The following is a 16208-nucleotide window of genomic DNA, read 5'->3' on the forward strand; positions in this document are numbered from 1 at the left end:
GATCCAACCGAAGGCGCGCATATGACTGCTCAGCTCGACATCACCATAAATGATCATCCGGCCGTCACCGTGGTCGCCGTAGCGGGCGAACTCGACATCGCGACCGGCGGACAGTTGCGCGGCACGCTCAGGCAACTCGTGTCCGAGGGACGCGTCAGGCTCGTGGTGGACACCTCAGGCCTGCGGTTCTGCGACTCGACCGGACTGGAGGTCCTCCTCGATGGTCTCGACGACAGCGTGAGAGCGGGCGGGACGCTCCACCTCACCGGCGTGCACGGCACACTGGGCGTGGTTCTCGACGCCACCCGGCTCCGTGACGCCTTCCGGATCGAGGACGCACCGATCGAGTCCCTCGCCCGACGCTGAACTCGCACGCCGCTGAACCCGCACACCCGCTGAACCCGCACACCGCCGGATGACCGGCATGATCCCCCCGAAGATCCCCCATCGGACTGGACTGTTGAGTCCAGGCTTGTATCCTCCTGGCATGACCCGTGCTCTCACCGCCAAGGGCGCCGCGACACGGCAACGGATCGTCGCCGGAGCGGCGGAACTGGTCCGCACCAGGGGCGCCGACCAGGTCGGCCTCGACGACATCCGCGCGGCGACGGCCACCAGCAAGAGCCAGCTGTTCCACTACTTCCCCGACGGGCGCGCCGAACTGCTCCGGGCGGTCGCCGCACACGAGGCCGGTGAGGTGCTGAACGACCAGCAGCCCTTTCTCGACGAGCTCGGCCCCGCTGGAACCTGGAAGGCCTGGCGTGACGCGGTCGTGCAGAAATACCAGGAGCAGGGCATCCACTGCCCGCTGAGCGCGCTGACCACTCAGCTCGGGCCGGCCGATCCGGGCATCCGCGTCATCGTGGCAGACCTGCTCGAGACATGGCACACCCGGATCGCCGACGGAATTCGCCGCGCGCAGGGAGAGGGACTCGCCGAGCCGTCCCTCGAGGCGGAGAAGACCGCGTCCTCGATCCTGGCGGCGATCCAGGGCGGTGTGGTCATGATGCAGGCCACCGGGAACATCGAGTTCCTGAAGGTGCCGCTCGACGCGGCCATCGCCGATGTCGAGCCCGTGGCCGGCGCCTGACCCGCGTCACCTGCCGCGCCCCCGGACCAGCGCCGTCCTAGCGCAGCGTGTCCAGAGGAGTCGTGGGGATCGCGATCCAGCCTTCCGTGACGGCGTTCGCCGCCTGCGCCGGCCCGGGCACGGTGACGAGTCCGCACGCGGCGGCCCGGGCCGTCAGAGCGGCGATGACCGCGTCGGCGGCGTCGTCCGATCTCCGGCAGGCGCCCTCATGATCGCCCAGGCTCAGCCACGGCGCCGCAGCCAGCAGAGCGTCGATCATCCTGCCCAGCGCCTCGGCGTTCTCCGTCCGCTTGTACCCGCGGTACGGCAGGCCCCATTCCTTGAGCGACGCGGCCGGATAGACCTCGACGACGGGGCCGCCGCCGTCGCGGGCCACCGCCGTGCCCGTCTCCCCCGCGAGTCTGGCCAGCAGTGCCGCACACCGCATCGCGGGATGGGCGATGCGGTCGGCCGAGACGCTCAGCGGGCGGAGGCCGGTCCGCTCATGGACGGCCCGGTCGGTCACCCGGAGCGCCAGATCCCTGCGCCAGTCACGGCCCAGACCGCCGGGCACGGCGACGTCGCCCGCGCGATGCGCGGAGACGAACGACACGAACAGATCCGGCCAGCCCAGCGGGCAGTCGATCCCCGCCTTGCCGGCTCCTTTGATCGCCTCGACGATCAGGTCGTCGTCCGCGCCCACGGCGACCTCCTTGACGAAGGCCCGTCCCGCCGACCATTCCACCCAGGCCACGGCCGTCCGTACCGCCTCCGCCGCGAGATCCACCCCGACCGTCAGCACCCCTTCACCGTACGGCCGGGCGGACACCGGCGCCCTCGGCTTCGCCGTACGGATATCCGGGACCGGTGCCCACGGATCGGTTCCTGGCCATCGCTTGGTCGGGCGTACGGTACGGCCAGGCCGCACGACTTACCGACAACTTCTTATGCGTTGACAATTGTTATTGTCGGTGGAATGGTGGGGTCATGTTCGAGGTGGCGGTGATCGAGGATCCGGCGGCGGCCGAGGTGTCGCTGGATCCGGTGCGGGCGCGGTTGCTGGCGGAGTTGGCGGAGCCGGGGTCGGCGACGATGCTGGCGGCGAAGGTGGGGTTGCCGCGGCAGAAGGTGAATTATCACCTGAAGGCCTTGGAGCGGCATGGCCTGGTGGAGTTGGTGGAGGAGCGCCGCAAGGGCAACATGACCGAGCGGGTGATGCGGGCGACGGCGGCCTCGTATGTGATCTCGCCGGCGGCGTTGGCGGCGGTGCAGCCGGATCCGTCGCGGTCGCCCGACCGGCTGTCGGCGCGGTGGCTGCTGGCGGTGGCGGCGCAGTTGGTGCGGGATGTGGGCGAGCTGATCACCGGCGCGACGGCGGCACGGAAGCGGGTGGCCACGTTCGCACTCGACGGGGAGGTCCGCTTCGCTTCGGCGGCCGACCGGGCGGCGTTCGCGGAGGAGTTGGCGGGCGCGGTGGCGGCCCTGGTCGGCAAGTATCACGACGAGACCGCCGAGGGCGGGCGTGACCACCGGGTGATCGTCGCCGTCCATCCCAGCGTCAAAACACACGGCGCGTGAGACCGACCCGAGACCCGGCCCACCGTCACACCGACACCGACACCGACACCGACACCGACACCGACACCGATGAAGCCGAGATCACGAAGGCCCGGCGACTCCTGACACGCGCATCCTCCTGAACCTTCAAACCCTCCGTCTGCCCGATGAGCACCGCGCTCATCGGGCAGGCCTTTTTTACGCCCGGCAATCGGGCGAGGGGCCGTTAGCGGCGATACGAAGATCGAGTAGCAACGGTTCCACGTCTCTGATATCGTTGATAACGTAAACGCGAAAGCGATGTTACGAAATTGTGGGAGACCTCGATGTCCATCACCACGGACAACGAATCCGGCCAGGCACGCGTCGCCGTCATCACCGGAGGATCGCGCGGCATCGGCAATCAGGTGGCCAGGAGCCTCGCGGCGGACGGCCTCGCCGTCGTCGTGGTCTACGGGGGCAACCAGGCCGCGGCGGAGGCCACGGTGCAGGAGATCCGCGAGGCGGGCGGGCAGGCGATCGCCGCCCAGGCCGACGTCGCCGACGAGAACGACATGGCCGCGGTGTTCGACCTGGCCGAGCAGACGTTCGGCGGAATCGACGTCGTCGTGAACGCCGCCGGCCGGATGGTCCTGTCCACCCTCGCCGAACTCGACCTCAAGGTGCTTGACGAGATGCACCGCACCAACATCCGCGGCACGTTCGTCGTCTCCCAGCAGGCCGTCAGGCGCCTGCGGCCCGGCGGCGCCCTCATCAACTTCTCGTCGTCGGTCGTCGGGCTCGCATTCCCGCGTTACAGCGGATACGCCGCCAGCAAGGGCGCCGTGGAGGCCATGACGCTCATCCTCGCCCGTGAGATGCGCGGCCGCGACATCACCGTCAACGTCGTGGCCCCCGGCCCGACCGCCACCGACCTGCTCTACGAGAACAACACCGAGGAGAACCTCGGCCGGCTGGCCGCCGCGCCTCCGCTGGAGCGCCTCGGCACGGCGGAGGACATCACCGCGGTCGTCGCCTTCCTCGCGAGCCCCGAGGGCCACTGGGTGAACGGCCAGGTCGTCCGCGCCAACGGCGGCGCCATCTGACGCGCGGCCGAACACCAGAGGAGAACTCCCAATGAACGCCGAAAAGATCATCGTCGTCACCGGCGCGTCGAGCGGCTTCGGCGCCCTGACCGTGCGCGCCCTCGCCCGCGCCGGTCACACCGTGTACGCGGGGATCAGGGAGACCGGGGGCCGGAACGCCCCCGCGGTCGCCGATCTCGCGCAGTACGCCCAGAGCAACGGCGTCGACCTGCGCCCCATCGAACTCGACGTGTCCTCGCAGACATCGGCGGACGACGCTCTCGCCGAGATCACTCATGCGCACGGGCGTCTCGACGTCGTCGTGCACAACGCCGGGCACATGGTGCTCGGCCCCGCCGAGGCGTTCACCCCCGAACAGATCGGCCAGGTCTACGACACGAACGTGCTGGGGACCCAGCGCGTCAACCGCGCGGCTCTGCCGTACATGCGGAGGCAGAACGAGGGACTGCTCGTGTGGGTCGGCAGTTCCAGCACGCGGGGCGGCTGCCCGCCGTTCCTCGGTCCCTACTTCGCCGCGAAGGCCGCGATGGACGCCCTCGCCGTCAGCTACGCCGGTGAGCTGATCCGGTTCGGCGTCGAGACCGCGATCGTCGTCCCGGGCGCGTACACCGAGGGGACCAACCACTTCCTCCACGCCGGGCGGCCCGACGACGCCGAGCGCGCCGCGGCGTACGACGAGAAGTACGCGAGCCTGATGGACGACGTCAACGTCCGACTGGCCGGGTTGCTGCCGCCGACGGCCGACGTCGCGGAGGTGGCGGAGGCCATCGTGCGAGTGGTGGACATGCCCGCCGGGACCAGGCCGCTGCGCATCCACGTCGACCCGAGCCGTGACGGCAGCGAAGTGGTCTCCGCGGTCGCCGACCGCATACGGACGGACTTCTTCCGCCGCATCGGCCTGGACGACCTCCTGACCCCCGGCAGCAGCCTCTAACCTCTCACCCCCATCCCCACCCTTGGGCGTGATCATGCACACCTTCGGAGAATGCCCGGTTGAGCTGCGAAAACCCGTTTCGTGATCATGCACGGATTCGGAAAAACCTACGGTGAGCTGCGACGACTCTTGGCGTGATCATGCACGCGACCTGGAAGTGCATGATCAGGCCCGGCATACGGCCAGGTCAGCGGCGCTCCATCCGAAGGTGTGCATGATCACGCTCGGCGTATGGGCAGGTCGGCCTGGCTTCACCCGAATCTGTGCATGATCACGACCAGGGAAAGGCCAGGTCGCCGCGGATACGGCAGAACCTGTGCATGATCACGGCCAGGGAAAGGGCAGGTCACTGGGGGTGCGGCCGAGCCTGTGCATGATCACGCGGGGGTTTTGTTGTGGGGAGTGGGGCTTACCCCACCGCCACATGGGCGGACCTCGCTGACATATCCTCCCCTGAGTGGTCCCCCACCAGACGGAGCAGCACCGACCGGAGAAGGGCGAGGCACAGGACGTGACGGATCGACCACCCGTACCGCAGGCGGTGCTGTCCCCGCTCACCAGCTCCGCGATCTTCCTGGTGGTGACGGTCGACCCCGGCGGCGAGCCCGTCATCCGCGAGTTGCTGCCCGACGTGGCGGGGCTGGTGCGATCGGTGGGGTTCCGCATCCCCTCCGGCGCGCTGACCTGTGTCACCGGCATCGGATCGGCCGTGTGGGACCGGCTGTTCGCGGGCCCCCGACCTGCCGAGTTGCATCCCTTCCGCGAGGTGACCGGTGCGCGGCACACGGCCGTCGCAACACCGGGCGACCTGCTCTTCCACATCAGAGCCGGCCAGATGGACCTGTGCTTCGAGCTCGCCTCGCAGATCATGGAGCGCCTGCGCGGGGCCGTGACGGTGTGCGAGGAGGTGCAGGGGTTCAAGTACTTCGACGAGCGCGACCTGCTCGGCTTCGTCGACGGCACGGAGAACCCCGAGGGAGTCGACGCGTACGCCGCCGTGAGCGTCGGCGCCGACGATCCGGACCAGGACCCCGACTTCACGGGCGGCAGCTACGTCATCGTCCAGAAGTACCTCCACGACCTCGCCGCATGGAACGCCCTGCCGGTCGAGGCGCAGGAGCGGGTCATCGGCAGGACCAAGCTGTCCGACATCGAGCTTCCCGACGACGTCAAGCCGGGCGACTCCCATGTGGCGCTCACCACCATCACCGACCCCGACGGCACGGAGCGCCAGATCGTACGGGACAACATGCCGTTCGGCGCTCCCGGCCGCGGCGAGTTCGGCACGTACTTCATCGGCTACTCCAACACGCCCGCGGTGACCGAGCTGATGCTGGAGCGGATGTTCGTCGGTGATCCGCCGGGAGACCACGACCGGATCCTCGACTTCTCGACCGCGGTCACCGGCGGCCTCTTCTTCGCACCGTCGGCCGACTTCCTGGACGACCCGCCTCCGCCTCCCGGGCCACGGCTCGAAGCCGCGCGGGCGACCGACGGGCCCCAGGCCGAGCCCACGCACGCGTCCGACGGTTCCCTGGCGATCGGCGACCTCAAGAACCTGAAGAGGAGCACACCTCGATGAACAACCTCCACCGCGAACTCGCGCCCATCTCGGAGGCGGCCTGGGCCGACCTGGAGAGCGAGGTCCGCCGGACGTTCATCCGGCATCTCGCGGGACGCCGGCTGGTCGACGTGCCCGAGCCGGGCGGTGTCACCCTCTCCTCGGTCTCCACCGGCCATCTGTCACCGGTCGAGTCGCCCGCACCGGGGGTCGCGGCCCGCCTGCGCGACTCCCAGGCGCTCGTCGAGCTGCGTGTGCCGTTCACGGTGGACCGCCAGGCCGTCGACGACGTGGAGCGCGGGGCCAAGGACTCGGACTGGGACCCGGTCAAGGAGGCCGCGCGGCAGATGGCCTACGCCGAGGACCGTGCGGTCTTCGAGGGGTACGCCGCCGCGGGCATCGAGGGCATCCGGCGCGGTTCGACCAATCCCGCGCTCACGCTGCCGGCCGAGGCGCGCGACTACCCCAACACGATCAGCCAGGCGATCACCACCCTGCGCCTGGCCGGAGTCGACGGCCCCTACTCGCTCGCGCTCAGCGCCGACGCCTACACCGCGGTCAACGAGACGTCCGACCACGGCTACCCCATCCACGAGCACCTCGCACGGCTCATCGACGGGGAGATCATCTGGGCTCCCGCCATCAGCGGCGCGTTCCTGCTGACCACCCGTGGCGGAGACTACGAGCTGCGCATCGGCCAGGACCTGTCGATCGGATACGAGTCGCACGACGCGACCAGCATCCGGCTGTACCTCCAGGAGAGCCTGACCTTCCTCGCCTACACCGGCGAGGCCGCCGTCGCCCTCACCTGAGCCCGCGTACGGCGGAGGCCGCCAAAGGTCGGTCCGCGGACCGACCGGCGAGGGGTACGCGCTGGACGAAGGCGGCGCCGCCGCGCGTCACGTCAGGGCGCCGGCATCCCCGAAGAGCGCGTGACTCGAGGCCTCGAGCAGCCACCGCTCCGCCTTCTCGTATGACCATTTGTTGTCGTCCACGAGGGCGAAGAATCCGGCGTAGCCGAAGTAGAGCCACAGGATGTCCTCGGCGTCCCGGGCGTCGAGACCCGGACGCAGCGCGCCCAGATCGGCCATGCGCCGCGCGGCGAACCCGTTCCCCGCGCGATAGCGCGCGGTGGCCGTCGCCAGGCTTTCCGCGACCCCCGGGTCGTGCGGCGCAGTGGCGATCATGACGCGCATGATGTCCCCGAACTCCTGCCGCATCTCCCGGGTGACCGTGGCGACCGTGCGCAGGATCGCGTGCGCGTCCTCGAGCCTCCCGATGCGCTCGATGTTGTCGGCCACGATCGGCGCCGTGGTCCAGACGTCCATCAGCGTCCCGAGCAGCCCCTGCTTCCCGCCGCCGACCGCGTAAACGGTGGCCGGGGCCACCCGGGCGGCGGCCGCGATGTCGTCCACCTTGGTGGCGAAGAACCCCTTCTCGCCGAAGAGTGTGCGGGCCGCGTCGATGATCGCCTGTCGCGTCGCCTCGGCATACTCGGCCCGCCGGCTGACCGGCCTCCGACCTGCGGCCGTGTTGTCACTCATATCACCACCCTAGGACTATTCTCATCGGAGTCGCACTCTGGTAAGCATGTCCGGAGTGTTCTCAATAGAGCACAGATCCACCTCGACTGCGGCGGCCCGGCGACCGGGCCCGCCACGCGAAGGGAGTGATCGTGGGCACACATGACAGGGCCCGCGCCGCCGCGCGCGACCTGGAGACGAGACTCGGGCCCGGGCGAGTCTCGACGTCCGGCCCCGCCTACGACCAGGCCATCCGCATCTGGAACGGTGCGGTGGCTCATCGCCCCGCGGTGATCGTGCACTGCGCGACGCCGTCCGACGTCCAAGCCGCCGTCGACGCGGCCCGCGCGCACGGCCTGCCGCCATCCGTCCGCGCGGGCGGGCATGACTGGGCGGGCCGGGCGTTGCGGCACGACGGGCTGGTCATCGACCTGACCGGAATGACCGCCGTCGCCGTCGACCCGGATTCCTCCGTCGCCACAGTCAGCGGCGGCGCCACCGTGGCCCACGTCATCGCGGCCGCCGCACCGCACGGCCTCGTCGCGGTGACCGGCACCGTGGGGCACGTCGGCATGGCGGGCCTCACTCTCGGCGGCGGATACGGGCCGCTCGGCGGGCGATTCGGCCTGGCGCTCGACAACCTGCTCGCCGCCGAGGTGGTCCTCGCGGACGGGCGTCTCGTGGTCGCGGACGAGACCCACGAAAGCGAGCTCTTATGGGCCCTGCGCGGCGGAGGCGGCAATTTCGGCGTCGTCACGTCGATGCGCCTCCGGCTGCACGAGATCCCGGGGCTGATCGCCGGGCTCATCGTCTACCCGTGGTCACAGGCGGCCTCCGTGCTGCGCGGCTTCGCCGACCTGATCGCCTCCGCGCCGGACGAGCTGACCGTCCAGACCGGCGTCCTGTCGGGGCCGGACGGCTCCCCCACGCTCTTCCTGTCTCCGGCGTGGAGCGGCCCGCCGTCGGAGGGCGCCAAGCACATCGACGAGCTCACCGGGCTCGGCACGCCGCTGTTCTCCCAGGTCGCGCCGATGAGCTATGGGGACATGCTCGGCTTGTTCGATGCGCACATCGCCACAGGCAGGCACTACTCGATCCGCACCCGGTCGCTCCCGGCCTACGCCCCCGAAGCGATCGCCGCGATGGTGTTCGCCGGCGACACGCGGACGTCCCCGCTGTCCGGCATCGCCGTCCACCACTTCCACGGCGCGGCCGCCGCGGTGCCTCCCGGCGACACGGCGTTCGGCGAACGGCGTGACCACTTCGCAGCCGAGATCGTCGCGGCCTGGGAGCCGGACGGCGATGGCAGCGCGCACCGCGCGTGGGCGGGGGCCGTCTCCTCCGCGCTCGAACCCTGCGCGCTCCCCGGCGGATATCCGAACCTGCTCGGCCCGGACGACCGGGACCAGGCCGAGCTGGCGTACGGCGGCAACGCGGGGCGCCTGCGCGCGGCGAAGAGGCGGTACGACCCCGACGCTGTCTTCTCCGCCATCCCCCTCCCCCACGCCGACTGAGATCGCCGAGCCGGCCGGGTTCCCCGACCGGCCGAGCCCGGCGCCCGCGGATCCGGACGCCGCCCCTCAGGCGGCCGCGGCCTCACGCACGGCGGCCCTCGCCGCGCCCGGATCGGCGGCCGCCAGTGCGAGCCGGGCGTGCTCCCGGCATTGGTCGAGCGTGTGGCGGGCGAGCGCGTCCCGTACGGCCGGCACGCTCCTGGCCGACATCGACAGGCTCGTGACGCCGAGCCCGACCAGCACGGTGGCCAGCAACGGATCGGCCGCGGCCTCTCCGCAGACCCCGACGGGCTTGCCTGCCGCGCGCCCCGCCTCCGCGCACTGCGCGATCAGCTGGAGGAGGGCCGGCTGCCACGGGTCGAGGAGATCGGCCAGCTCGCCGTGCTGCCGGTCGGACGCGAAGGTGTACTGGCTGAGGTCGTTGGTGCCGATGCTGAGGAAGTCCAGCTCGTCCAGGAGCCGGTGGGCGTGCAGTGCGGCGGCGGGTACCTCCACCATGACGCCCACGTCGGCGAGCCCCCGCGCGCGAGCCCGCCGGGCGAAGTCGGCCGCCTCCCCCGGCGTCGTGACCATCGGCGCCATGACCCACGGCGAGGTGCCGCTCGCCCGGGCCGCCTCGGCCAGAGCGTCGAGTTGGGCGTCGAGCACCTCGGGCGACCGGCGCGACACCCGCAGCCCGCGCACGCCGAGCGCGGGGTTCAGCTCCTCGGGCAGGCCGAGGAAGGGCAGCGGTTTGTCGGTGCCGGCGTCCAGGGTGCGGATGACGACCGTGGCCTCGGGGAAGGCCCGCAGGACAGCCTCGTACGCGCCGGTCTGCTCCTGGTGGGTGGGGGCGGTCCTGCGGTCGAGGAAGAGGAACTCGCTGCGGAAGAGCCCGACTCCCTCGGCTGGTGAGCCGGCGGGGATGTCCGCCACGGATCCGATGTTGAGCAGCAGCTTCACCGGGTGCCCGTCGGCGGTGCGTCCCGGGCCGGTCGCCGTCGCGAGGCGGTCGCGGGCGGCGCGGGCGGAGCGCTCGACCTCCGCGGCCGTCTGCTCGTCGATGCCGGCGCGGACCTCGCCGGTGCCGCCGTCGACGGACGACCAGGTGCCGTCGGCGATGGACATCACCCCGGGACAGGCCACCACCGCGGGGATCCCGAGGGCCCGCGCGAGGATGGCGGTGTGGCTGGTCGGCCCGCCCTTCTCCGTGACCAGCGCGACCACCACGCCCGGGTCGAGGTTCACGGTGTCGGCGGGGGCGAGGTCGTCGGCCGCCAGGACGAACGGGTGGCCCGGTGCCGGGAGGCCCGGCATGGGCAGGCCGAGCACGGCCGCGACGGCGCGGTTCTTGATGTCGTCGAGGTCGCTCGCGCGTTCCGCGAAATAGCCCCCCGCGGCCAGCAGCGCCTCCCTGTGCTCGGCGCACGCGGCGTCGATGGCGTGGGCGGCGTCGGACCCGGCCGCGACCCGCTGCTCGACCGACTCGCGCAGCAGGGGATCGGCCGCGATCATGGCCTGCGCCTCGAGGATCTCCCGAGCCGCGGGCTCGGCCGCGCCTTCCGCCCGTGCGGTCAGTTCCCCTGCCGCCGACTCAAGGCCGCGCACGGCCCGAGCGGTCTCCACGCCCGTGTCCGCGACCGCCACGGGCGCGGGCAGCAGGGGCGGGCCCGCCATCTTGTGCACCCGCCCGGCGGCGCGGCCCGGGCTGATGCCCAGACCGCGCAGGGCGTCGAGCACCGGCTCAGGCACCGGGGGCCTCTTCGGCGTCGAGGTCACGCGAGAGCAGGTCGGCGAGCGAGTCCAGGACCTCTTCCGCACCCGGCCCGTCCGCGTCGAGCGTGACCTCGGTGCCGTGCCCGGCCCCGAGCGACAACACTGCCAGCATGCTGTTGGCGGGGACCGGCTTGCCGTCCCCGACACGGATGCGGACCGCCGTGCCCTGCCTGGCCACCGCCTGGACGAAGATCTTGGCGGGCCGCGCGTGCAGACCGGACCGTGAGGCGACGGTCACTGTCCTTTCCGGCATCTGGACTCCTCCTTCTCAGGGTTCGATCGTGACCTTGATCGCGGCACCGCGGCTCACGATGTCGATGGCGTCGAGGACCTCGGCCAGCGGGAGGCGGTGGGTGATGAGATCGGCCACCGGCACCGATCCGTCGGCGATGAGCCGCAGCGCCCGCTTGTTGTGCGCCGGGCTCGATCCGTTGGCGCCGACGATCGTGAGCTCGCGGTAGTGCACGAGGTTGGAGTCGAGCCGGATGATCGGGTCGTCCTTGGGCAGGCCGCCGAAGAAGCTGATGCGTCCCTGCCTCGCCGTCATCTGCAGCGCCTGCTCCTGAGCGGCTCCGGAGGCGGCGGCGGTGATGACGACGTCGGCTCCCCTCCCCCCGGTGAGCTTCAGCACCGCGTCCACGACGTCCGTGTCGGCGCCGCAGATCGCCGCGTCCGGCCGTACGAGATCGGCCGCCATGGCCAGCCGCTCGGCGTTGAGGTCGACGAGGAACACGCGGGACGCGCCGCGCGACCGGGCCAGCCGTACGTGGAGGCAGCCGATGGGGCCCGACCCCACGACGACCACGTCGTCGCCCTCGCCGACGCGGGCCAGTTCCTGGCCGTTGAGGACGCAGGCGAGCGGCTCGGCCACCGACGCCTCGGCGAAGCCGAGCCCGTCGGGGATCCGGTTGAGTCCGTCCACGGCCAGGATCTTGGCCGGGACGATCATGTACTGCGCGAAACCGCCGTCGTAGTGGTAGCCCATCGACTCCTGGTTCGGGCAGACCGTCATGTGGCCCCGGCGACACTCCTCGCACTCGCCGCAGGGGATCGCGGCGATCACCTGGACGCGGTCCCCCGGCGTCCAGCCGGTCACGCCCTCCCCTACGTCGACGACCTCACCGGCGATCTCGTGCCCCATGACCCTCGGCGGCCTGATGTGGTGGTGGCCGAACTTGAAGATCTTGACATCGGTGCCGCAGGTCGAGCAGTTGCGGACACGGATCTTGACGTCGCCGGGGCCCGCGACGGGTTCCGGCACATCCTCGATGCGGATGTCGCCGGGAGCGTGGAAACGGGCGACCTTCACTCGGATGGTTCCTCTCTGGAGGGTTGCAGCAGGCGGATGACGTCGGAGACCTCGGTCGCCTCCCGCAGGGCCTGTGCCTGCTCCGGTTCGAGCAGGATCTGGGCGAGTTCGGACAGCAGCCTGATGTGGCCGTCGCCGCGCGCGGCGATGCCGACGCAGACGGCGACCTGCTCGCCGTCCCAGTCGACGCCGCCGGGAAAGCGCAGCACGCAGATCGCGTCGTGGTGGACGGCGTCCTTGGCGACCAGGGTGCCATGTGGGATGGCGACGCCCTCGCCGACGTAGGTGGAGATCGAGCGCTCGCGTTCGAGCATCGCGTCGATGTAGCTCGCCTCGACGGCGCCCACCTCGACGAGGACCTCACCGCAGCGGCGGATCGCGTCGTCGCGGCCGTCCGCCTCCTCGTTGAGGCGGACGGCGCGCGGGTCGAGCGGCAGCGGTGCCGTCTCAGCCATTGATGGTGCCGCCGCTCTTGATGGTGCTGACCAGCTTGGTGACCGCCGGGTCCCCGATGAAGACCTGGAAGGGGATCAGCACCACGTCGGGAGCCGTGGCGCGGGCGCGGGCGGCCAGCCCCACGTGGCAGACCACGACGTCGGCGTCGGCCGGGATCGAGTTGACCGGGGTGTGCTCCACCTGGACCTGCGCGCTCTTCAACTGCTTGCGGAGTTGGCTGGCGAGCATGACGCTGCTGCCCATGCCCGCGTCGCAGGCCACGACGATCTTGTGGACGTCCTTGCTCTCGATGCTGGACATGGTCACGTCTCCTTGGTGGCGGGCACGGACTCGCTGCCGATCGCGCCGTCGGTGTGGGTGGCTGTTCCGGTGCCGGTCTCGTCCTCGGGCAGGGCGCCGGGCTCGGCCTCCGCCCGCTCGTCGCCGTTCTTCCTTCCGAAGCCCAGCAGTGCCGACGCGACCGCGAACGAGACCGCGGCGGCCACGACGATTCCGGCGATGACCCCGAAGTAGCCGCCCTTCGGGGTGACCGCGAAGTAGGCGAAGATGCTGCCCGGTGACGGCGAGGCGATGAGCCCGGCACCCGTGACCAGGAAGGTGAGGATGCCCGCGGCGCCACCGGCGATCGTGGCGAGGATGAGACGGGGCTTCATGAGCACGTACGGGAAGTAGATCTCGTGAATGCCGCCGAGGAACTGGATGACTATCGCCGCCGGCGTGCTGGCCCGCAGCGCCCGAGGCCCGAACAGCATATACGCCAGGAGGAGGCCCAGACCGGGGCCGGGGTTTGACTCCAGCATGAACAGGATCGACTTGCCGACGCCGGCCGACTCCGCCACGCCGAGCGGGGTGAGCACGCCGTGGTTGATCGCGTTGTTGAGGAACAGGACCTTGGCCGGCTCGATCAGGACCGACGCCAGCGGCAGCAGGTCATGGTGGACCAGCCACTCCACGACGTTGCCCGCGGCGTCGGTGATCGTGCGGACGACCGGCCCGATGGCCCAGACGCCCAGGATGGCCATGATTCCGCCGACGATGCCCGCGGAGAAGTTGTCGACGAGCATCTCGAAGCCCGCCTTGATGCGGTCCGCGAACAGCCTGTCGACCTGCTTGATCACGAACGCCCCGAGGGGACCCATGATCATGGCGCCGAGGAACATCGGGACGTCCGCGCCGACCACGACGCCCATGGTCGCGACGGCGCCGACGACGGCGCCGCGCTGTCCGTGCACCATGCGGCCACCGGTGTATCCGATCAGCACGGGAAGCAGGACGGTGATGATGGGGCCGACCAGTTCGGCCAGGGTCGCGTTGGGCACCCAGCCTGTCGGGATGAACAACGCGGTGATCAGGCCCCACGCGATGAACGCGCCGATGTTGGGCATGATCATGCCGGCGAGGTGACCGCCGAATCGCTGGACGGTCGCCCGAATCCCGGTCCCCTGGACCGGCGGTGTATAGGGAGTGGCCAACTGAATGTGCTCCTTCCGGGGAGCCGGCCTGGCAGGCCGGCTGGGTGGTGCCGGGTGGTTACGTGCCGCTTCTCATCCCCCGGACATAAGCGGCTGGGCCGGATCAGGAGTGCTGATCCGGACGGCTGAGCGATCGATGTCGGCTGGGGCTGGCATCCGGCTTCCCGGCAGGCCCACGGCGGCGCTCGCCCAGGCGAGACCTTCCGCCAGGGCCGTCTCGCCGGTCGCGCCCGCGGCCAGAAAGCCGGCGAGCATGGCGTCGCCCGCCCCCACACTGCTGCGCGGCTCCTCGACGGGGCACCTGCCGTACCAGACCCGGTCGCCCTCCAGGAGGAGCGCGCCGTCCGCGCCGAGGCTGGTGAGCACGGAGCGCGCGCCCATCGCACGCAACTTCTCGGCGGCGTCGATGACGTCGCCGAGGCAGGCGATCGGCGTCCCGGTCGCCTCCGCGAGCTCCTCGCGGTTGGGCTTGACGAGGGTGGGGCCGGCGGCGACGGCCGCGACGAGGGCGGGCCCGCTCGTGTCGATCGCCGTCTCGATGCCCGCGGCGGCGAACCTGCGGCACAGTCCCGCGTACACCTCGACGGGCACTCCGGGCGGCAGGCTGCCCGAGGCGACGACCCAGTCGGCCGACTCCGCCGCGTCGAGCACCGCGCTCGCCAGCGTGTCGAGCTCGGCCGGCGTGAGCGCCGTGCCCGGCTCGTTGATCTTGGTGACCGTTCCGTCGGGCTCGGCGAGCGTGACGTTGGACCGGGTCGCCCCGCCCACGGGAACGGGGATCATGTCGATGCCCTCGGCGGACAGCAGGCCGACGAGCTGCCGCCCCTCGTCGCCCCCGAACGGGATGACCGCGCACGAACGCACCTGATTGGCCAGCAGCGCGCGCGAGACGTTGACGCCCTTGCCGCCGGGGTCGAGATGGGCGGCGGCCGCCCGGATGACCGCTCCCCTGGTGAGCGAGCCGACCTCTATCGCACGGTCCAGGCTCGGGTTCAGCGTCAGTGTGAGGATCATGCGCGGACGACCTCCGGTCCGGCGGCGGCGAGGTCCGCCGCCAGCTCGAGATCGAGGCCGGCGTCGCTGACGATCACGTCGATGTCCGACAAGGTCGCGAACCGGGCCAGGTAGTTGCTGGAGAACTTCGTGTGGTCGGCCAGGAGCACGGACCGCTGCGCCGAGGCGACCATGGCCCGCTTGATCGCGGCCTCGGACGGGTCGGGCGTCGTCAGCCCCCGGGCGACCGAGCAGCCGTTGGTCGCCATGAAGGCCACGTCGACGTGCAGTTGCGAGAGCTGCTGGAGCGCCCAGTCCTCGACGGTCGCCAGCGTCCTGCCGCGAACCCTGCCGCCCAGCAGGAACACCGTCAGGTTGGGGCGGGTCGCCAGCACGGTCGCCAGGGGCGGCGAGTTGACGATGACGGTGAGCTCGCGGTCGGGCGGAAGCGCCTGGACCAGGCGGCCGGTGGTGGTGCCCGCGTCGATGACGATGGCTCCGTCCTGGGGCAGCTCGGCGAGGGCGGCCTTGGCGATGCGCTCCTTCTCGGCGGTCATGACCTCGTCACGCGTCGCCACGGCCGGCTCGAAGCCGAGCCGTTCGACGGGGATGGCGCCGCCGTGCACGCGTCGCAGCACGCCCGCGCGTTCGAGGACGGTCAGGTCCCTGCGGATCGTCTCGGTCGTGACGCCGAACTGCTCCGCCAGGGTCACCACGTCGACACGTCCGGCGGCACGGGCCTCACGGAGGATTTCCTGCTGCCGTTCCTCGGCGTACATCCTGTTGGTTCACCGCCGTTTCATGTTGTTTCGCCTTTGTTTATACCCGTCTCTGTTGGGCCGTCAAGAGGTCGACACATGGTGTTTGCAGGGTCGTAATACAGGGGCGTAAGTAGGAGCCCCGGATGTCTCCGCACTCGGCCCGGTGGGCCGGCCGCCGGGCCCGTACGATGGGCGAGCCCGTTGAGGGCGCGTCCACTA

At 71.0% G+C, this 16208-nt stretch carries 19 protein-coding genes; 8 read left to right on the forward strand and 11 right to left on the reverse strand.

Annotated features, from left to right (window positions below; genetic code table 11):
• Nucleotides 1-21: 21 nt before the first annotated feature.
• Together Pmi06nite_RS07070 and Pmi06nite_RS07075 are read left to right on the forward strand one after the other, a co-directional pair.
• A complete protein-coding gene (locus Pmi06nite_RS07070; RefSeq protein WP_203952057.1) occupies nt 22-366 on the forward strand; it encodes an STAS domain-containing protein in 345 nt (114 codons plus the stop codon).
• Nucleotides 367-487: 121 nt separating this feature from the next.
• On the forward strand, nt 488-1090 hold the full coding sequence (locus Pmi06nite_RS07075; RefSeq protein WP_203952058.1) for a TetR/AcrR family transcriptional regulator: 603 nt from the start codon (nt 488-490) through the stop codon (nt 1088-1090).
• A gap of 37 nt (nt 1091-1127) precedes the next feature.
• On the opposite strand, the gene Pmi06nite_RS07080 is transcribed toward Pmi06nite_RS07075, so the two are convergent.
• Nucleotides 1128-1871, reverse strand: a complete 744-nt coding sequence (locus Pmi06nite_RS07080) for a DUF429 domain-containing protein (protein WP_203952059.1) — start codon at nt 1869-1871, stop codon at nt 1128-1130.
• Between the two features lie 185 nt (nt 1872-2056).
• Here Pmi06nite_RS07080 and Pmi06nite_RS07085 point away from each other — a divergent pair, with 185 nt between their 5' ends.
• Nucleotides 2057-2647, forward strand: a complete 591-nt coding sequence (locus Pmi06nite_RS07085; protein ID WP_203952060.1) for an ArsR/SmtB family transcription factor — start codon at nt 2057-2059, stop codon at nt 2645-2647.
• A 25-nt stretch (nt 2648-2672) separates the two neighbouring features.
• Here the strand turns inward: Pmi06nite_RS07085 and Pmi06nite_RS07090 are convergent, their stop codons facing one another.
• Nucleotides 2673-2810 carry a hypothetical protein gene (locus tag Pmi06nite_RS07090; protein WP_203952061.1) on the reverse strand — a complete coding sequence of 46 codons (138 nt, stop codon included), beginning with the start codon at nt 2808-2810 and terminating at the stop codon, nt 2673-2675.
• A 142-nt stretch (nt 2811-2952) separates the two neighbouring features.
• Here Pmi06nite_RS07090 and Pmi06nite_RS07095 point away from each other — a divergent pair, with 142 nt between their 5' ends.
• From Pmi06nite_RS07095 to Pmi06nite_RS07110, 4 genes are all read left to right on the forward strand, one after another.
• Complete coding sequence (locus tag Pmi06nite_RS07095; protein ID WP_203952062.1) at nt 2953-3711, forward strand: SDR family oxidoreductase; 759 nt, start codon at nt 2953-2955, stop codon at nt 3709-3711.
• Between the two features lie 31 nt (nt 3712-3742).
• Nucleotides 3743-4645, forward strand: coding sequence for an SDR family NAD(P)-dependent oxidoreductase (locus Pmi06nite_RS07100; protein WP_203952063.1), 903 nt, complete (start codon nt 3743-3745; stop codon nt 4643-4645).
• Between the two features lie 457 nt (nt 4646-5102).
• Nucleotides 5103-6227 carry a Dyp-type peroxidase gene (locus Pmi06nite_RS07105; protein ID WP_239113738.1) on the forward strand — a complete coding sequence of 375 codons (1125 nt, stop codon included), beginning with the start codon at nt 5103-5105 and terminating at the stop codon, nt 6225-6227.
• Nucleotides 6224-7018, forward strand: a complete 795-nt coding sequence (locus tag Pmi06nite_RS07110) for a family 1 encapsulin nanocompartment shell protein (RefSeq protein WP_203952064.1) — start codon at nt 6224-6226, stop codon at nt 7016-7018. The genes Pmi06nite_RS07105 and Pmi06nite_RS07110 overlap by 4 nt, the downstream gene beginning before the upstream one ends.
• Nucleotides 7019-7105: 87 nt before the next feature.
• Here Pmi06nite_RS07110 and Pmi06nite_RS07115 read toward each other — a convergent pair whose 3' ends face one another.
• Nucleotides 7106-7750, reverse strand: a complete 645-nt coding sequence (locus Pmi06nite_RS07115; RefSeq protein ID WP_203952065.1) for a TetR/AcrR family transcriptional regulator — start codon at nt 7748-7750, stop codon at nt 7106-7108.
• A gap of 131 nt (nt 7751-7881) precedes the next feature.
• On the opposite strand from Pmi06nite_RS07115, the gene Pmi06nite_RS07120 reads away from it, so the two are divergent.
• Entirely contained in the window at nt 7882-9243 is a 1362-nt protein-coding gene (locus tag Pmi06nite_RS07120) for an FAD-binding oxidoreductase (protein ID WP_203952066.1), read from the forward strand.
• Between the two features lie 66 nt (nt 9244-9309).
• On the opposite strand, the gene ptsP is transcribed toward Pmi06nite_RS07120, so the two are convergent.
• The 8 genes from ptsP to Pmi06nite_RS07160 form a co-directional block, all read right to left on the reverse strand.
• The gene (ptsP, locus tag Pmi06nite_RS07125; protein WP_203952067.1) at nt 9310-10974 is read right to left on the reverse strand and encodes a phosphoenolpyruvate--protein phosphotransferase; all 1665 of its coding nucleotides are present in this window, start codon (nt 10972-10974) and stop codon (nt 9310-9312) included.
• The gene (locus tag Pmi06nite_RS07130; protein ID WP_203952068.1) at nt 10967-11251 is read right to left on the reverse strand and encodes an HPr family phosphocarrier protein; all 285 of its coding nucleotides are present in this window, start codon (nt 11249-11251) and stop codon (nt 10967-10969) included. Before Pmi06nite_RS07130 ends, ptsP begins: the two co-directional genes overlap by 8 nt.
• Before the next feature lie 15 nt (nt 11252-11266).
• Entirely contained in the window at nt 11267-12307 is a 1041-nt protein-coding gene (locus Pmi06nite_RS07135) for a zinc-dependent dehydrogenase (RefSeq protein WP_203952069.1), read from the reverse strand.
• Nucleotides 12304-12762, reverse strand: coding sequence for a PTS mannitol transporter subunit IIA (locus Pmi06nite_RS07140; RefSeq protein ID WP_203952070.1), 459 nt, complete (start codon nt 12760-12762; stop codon nt 12304-12306). Before Pmi06nite_RS07140 ends, Pmi06nite_RS07135 begins: the two co-directional genes overlap by 4 nt.
• On the reverse strand, nt 12755-13063 hold the full coding sequence (locus Pmi06nite_RS07145; RefSeq protein ID WP_203952071.1) for a PTS sugar transporter subunit IIBC family protein: 309 nt from the start codon (nt 13061-13063) through the stop codon (nt 12755-12757). Before Pmi06nite_RS07145 ends, Pmi06nite_RS07140 begins: the two co-directional genes overlap by 8 nt.
• Before the next feature lie 2 nt (nt 13064-13065).
• On the reverse strand, nt 13066-14235 hold the full coding sequence (gene mtlA, locus Pmi06nite_RS07150) for a mannitol-specific PTS transporter subunit IIC (protein WP_203952072.1): 1170 nt from the start codon (nt 14233-14235) through the stop codon (nt 13066-13068).
• A gap of 72 nt (nt 14236-14307) precedes the next feature.
• On the reverse strand, nt 14308-15249 hold the full coding sequence (gene pfkB, locus Pmi06nite_RS07155) for a 1-phosphofructokinase (protein ID WP_203952073.1): 942 nt from the start codon (nt 15247-15249) through the stop codon (nt 14308-14310).
• Entirely contained in the window at nt 15246-16007 is a 762-nt protein-coding gene (locus Pmi06nite_RS07160; protein WP_203952074.1) for a DeoR/GlpR family DNA-binding transcription regulator, read from the reverse strand. The genes pfkB and Pmi06nite_RS07160 overlap by 4 nt, the downstream gene beginning before the upstream one ends.
• Nucleotides 16008-16208 lie beyond the last annotated feature (201 nt).

Source organism: Planotetraspora mira, assembly GCF_016863275.1.
Lineage (GTDB): Bacteria > Actinomycetota > Actinomycetes > Streptosporangiales > Streptosporangiaceae > Planotetraspora > Planotetraspora mira.

Coding starts and splice junctions, on each gene's coding strand:
- pfkB (WP_203952073.1), bottom strand. CDS start 15,249: ATGATCCTCACACTGACGCTGAACCCGAGCCTGGACCGTGCGATAGAG.
- Pmi06nite_RS07160 (WP_203952074.1), bottom strand. CDS start 16,007: ATGTACGCCGAGGAACGGCAGCAGGAAATCCTCCGTGAGGCCCGTGCC.
- Pmi06nite_RS07145 (WP_203952071.1), bottom strand. CDS start 13,063: ATGTCCAGCATCGAGAGCAAGGACGTCCACAAGATCGTCGTGGCCTGC.
- Pmi06nite_RS07090 (WP_203952061.1), bottom strand. CDS start 2,810: ATGAGCGCGGTGCTCATCGGGCAGACGGAGGGTTTGAAGGTTCAGGAG.
- Pmi06nite_RS07100 (WP_203952063.1), top strand. CDS start 3,743: ATGAACGCCGAAAAGATCATCGTCGTCACCGGCGCGTCGAGCGGCTTC.
- Pmi06nite_RS07095 (WP_203952062.1), top strand. CDS start 2,953: ATGTCCATCACCACGGACAACGAATCCGGCCAGGCACGCGTCGCCGTC.
- Pmi06nite_RS07115 (WP_203952065.1), bottom strand. CDS start 7,750: ATGAGTGACAACACGGCCGCAGGTCGGAGGCCGGTCAGCCGGCGGGCC.
- Pmi06nite_RS07070 (WP_203952057.1), top strand. CDS start 22: ATGACTGCTCAGCTCGACATCACCATAAATGATCATCCGGCCGTCACC.
- Pmi06nite_RS07110 (WP_203952064.1), top strand. CDS start 6,224: ATGAACAACCTCCACCGCGAACTCGCGCCCATCTCGGAGGCGGCCTGG.
- Pmi06nite_RS07140 (WP_203952070.1), bottom strand. CDS start 12,762: ATGGCTGAGACGGCACCGCTGCCGCTCGACCCGCGCGCCGTCCGCCTC.
- Pmi06nite_RS07075 (WP_203952058.1), top strand. CDS start 488: ATGACCCGTGCTCTCACCGCCAAGGGCGCCGCGACACGGCAACGGATC.
- Pmi06nite_RS07130 (WP_203952068.1), bottom strand. CDS start 11,251: ATGCCGGAAAGGACAGTGACCGTCGCCTCACGGTCCGGTCTGCACGCG.
- Pmi06nite_RS07085 (WP_203952060.1), top strand. CDS start 2,057: ATGTTCGAGGTGGCGGTGATCGAGGATCCGGCGGCGGCCGAGGTGTCG.